A 2,873-nucleotide genomic window follows, 5' to 3' on the forward strand; every position below is an offset into this window, starting at 1 on the left:
CGCAGGTCGGTCGTCAGCACGATGTTGCTGCCCCCGCCGAGCACGAACTTCGGGCGTCGCGCGAGTGCGGGCGTGGCCAGCACGCGGCGCACATCGTCCTCGCTTCGCACGCGCACCAGCCGCTCGGCCAGCGCGGGCAGGCCGAAGCTGTTGTAGGGCCTCAGGCTGACCCTGTTTTCCACGGCGAGCGTGACGGACATGGCAGAATTTTCGCCCATCCCCTCTTATCCTTGGCTTTCAACCGAGCGCACAAAAATGCCCAGCTTCGATACCGTGCTCGAACCCGACCTCGTCGAGGTGCGCAATGCCGTCGACCAGTCGGCCAAGGAGATCGGCACGCGCTTCGATTTCAAGGGTAGCGGCGCCAAGGTCGAGCTGTCCGACAAGGGCAAGGACAAGGAAATCACGCTCTACGCCGACAGCGAATTCCAGCTCGGGCAGGTGATGGACATCCTGACCCTCAAGCTCACCAAGCGCAGCGTCGATGCGCGCTTTCTCGACACCAGCGCCAAGATCGAGAAGATTGGCGGCGACAAGGTCAAGCAGGTCGTCAAGATCAAGGCCGGCATCGACACCGAAACCGCCAAGAAGATCCAGACGCTCATCAAGGGCAACAAGATGAAGGTGCAGGCCGCCATCCAGGGCGATGCGGTGCGCGTCACCGGCACCAAGCGCGACGATCTGCAGGCGGCGATGGCGCTCATCCGCAAGGAAGTGGCCGACGTGCCGCTGTCCTTCGACAACTTCCGCGACTGACCCCCGATGCGCCGGCTGCTGCTGCTCTCGGCCATGACACTGGCCGCTGGCGGTGCTGCCGCGCAGCCCGCAACTTCGCCGGCCCGGCCGGGCACGTCGCTTCCAGCGGTTGTAGCGCCCGCCATGGCGACGGCCTCCGCGTCGCAAACGCCGCCGGCCCGCGTCGCAGTAGTGACCGCCCAGAGAGTCGCCTTCGCAGGCAGCATGGGCGAGCGCGCGCTGCTGGTGATCGACGGCGCCGCGCCGCGGGCCATCGCGATCGGCGCGGCGCTCAAAGGCGTGCGGCTGCTCAGCGTGAACGGCGCCGAGGCGGTGATCGAGGTCGATGGCCAGCGTGAGACGCTGCGCCTCGGGGCTGCGGCGGTGAACCTGGGCGGCACACCCAGCCCGGGCGGCGGCAGCCGGATCACGATCAGCGGCGATGCATCGGGACACTTTCAGGCCAACGGCCAGATCAACGGCCGCAGCGTCACCTTCCTGGTCGACACCGGCGCCACGCTCGTCTCGATGAGTCAGGCCGAGGCCGAACGGCTGGGTCTGCCCTACCAGAAAGGCCAGCGCATCGGCCTGCGCACTGCGAACGGCGACACGGTCGGCTGGCGCATTGCGCTCGACTCGGTGCGCCTGGGCGACGTGGAGGTCTTCAACGTGGAGGCAGTGGTGCAGCCGGCGCCGATGCCCTTCGTCCTGCTCGGCAACAGCTTCCTGACGCGCTTCCAGATGAAGCGCGAGAACGACACCCTGACCCTGCAGCGCCGGTTCTGAGCCGCCCCGCCCCAAGCCGCCCCTTCTTTCAGCCGCGATCACATGCGCCGGCTGTCGTCGTCCGCCGCTCGGCACCTGCAACAGCGGCGAGCCTTGTCGCCCACGCGACCGACGCGGCGGCCGCTCCTGCCTAAACTGGCCGATCGCCGGTTTGCCAGGCATGACAGGAGATGGATGTGGACCTGAATTTCACGCCCGAGGAGCAGGCCTTTCGCGAGCAGATCCGCGGCTGGGTGGCCGAGAGCCTGCCTGAGGACATCAGCCACAAGGTCCACAACGCGCTGCGCCTGTCGAAAGACGACCACCAGCGCTGGGCCCGCATCCTCGGCAGGAAAGGCTGGCATGGCTGGGCCTGGCCCGAGGCGTTCGGCGGGCCGGGCTGGAACGCCGTGCAGCGACACCTGTTCGAAGAGGAATGCGCACTCGCCGGCGCGCCGCGCGTCATCCCGTTCGGCCCCGTGATGGTGGCGCCGGTGATCATGGCCTTCGGCTCGGCCGAGCAGCAGCAGCGCTTCCTGCCCGGCATCATGAGCGGCGACGTGTGGTGGAGCCAGGGCTACAGCGAGCCGGGCGCGGGCTCGGATCTCGCCTCGGTGAAGTGCCGCGCCGAGCGAAAAGGCGACTACTACGTCGTCAACGGTCAGAAGACCTGGACCACGCTCGGCCAGCACGGCGACTGGATCTTCTGCCTGGTGCGCACCAGCAACGAAGGCAAGCCGCAGACGGGCATCAGCTTTTTGCTGATCGACATGAAGTCGCCCGGCATCACCGTGCGCCCGATCATCACGCTCGACAGCGAGCACGAGGTCAACGAGGTCTGGTTCGACAACGTCGAGGTGCCGGCCGACCAGCTCGTCGGCGAGGAGAACAAGGGCTGGACGTATGCCAAGTACCTGCTGGCGCACGAGCGCACCAACATCGCCGACGTGAACCGCGGCAAGCGCGAGCTGGAGCGGCTCAAGCGCATCGCCAAGGCCGAGAACGTGTATGACGACGCACGCTTTCGCGACCAGATCGCGCTGCTGGAGGTCGACATCGTCGCGCTCGAGATGATGGTGCTGCGCGTGCTCTCGGCCGAGAAGAGCGGCAAGCAGTCGCTCGACGTGGCCGGCCTGCTCAAGATCCGCGGCTCCGAGATCCAGCAGCGCTACACCGAGCTCATGATGCTGGCCGCAGGCCCCTGCAGCCTGCCCTTCATTCACGACGCGATGGAAGCCGGCTGGCAGGGCGACCATGTCGGCGCCGCACACTGCGCGCCGCTGGCCGGCACCTACTTCAACATGCGCAAGACGACCATCTACGGCGGCTCGAGCGAGGTTCAAAAGAACATCGTCGCGCAAACGGTGCTGGGG

General features: G+C 67.2%; 3 protein-coding genes and 1 pseudogene. 3 read left to right on the top strand and 1 reads right to left on the bottom strand.

The genetic code is table 11. The features are described from left to right. Positions 1-200, bottom strand: a pseudogene (locus H0W38_RS20305) (UDP-N-acetylenolpyruvoylglucosamine reductase); the annotation flags it as partial. A gap of 55 nt (positions 201-255) precedes the next feature. On the opposite strand from H0W38_RS20305, the gene H0W38_RS20310 reads away from it, so the two are divergent. The 3 genes from H0W38_RS20310 to H0W38_RS20320 form a co-directional block, all read left to right on the top strand. Next, on the top strand, positions 256-756 hold the full coding sequence (locus H0W38_RS20310; RefSeq protein ID WP_292457586.1) for a YajQ family cyclic di-GMP-binding protein: 501 nt from the start codon (positions 256-258) through the stop codon (positions 754-756). 123 nt (positions 757-879) lie between these two features. Then, on the top strand, positions 880-1,521 hold the full coding sequence (locus H0W38_RS20315; protein WP_292457589.1) for a retropepsin-like aspartic protease: 642 nt from the start codon (positions 880-882) through the stop codon (positions 1,519-1,521). Between the two features lie 176 nt (positions 1,522-1,697). Further along, on the top strand, positions 1,698-2,873 hold a 1,176-nt coding region (locus tag H0W38_RS20320; protein WP_292457591.1), incomplete at its 3' end, for an acyl-CoA dehydrogenase family protein.

The sequence above is a fragment of the Methylibium sp. genome (assembly GCF_013817365.1).
Taxonomy (GTDB): Bacteria; Pseudomonadota; Gammaproteobacteria; order Burkholderiales; family Burkholderiaceae_C; genus Methylibium.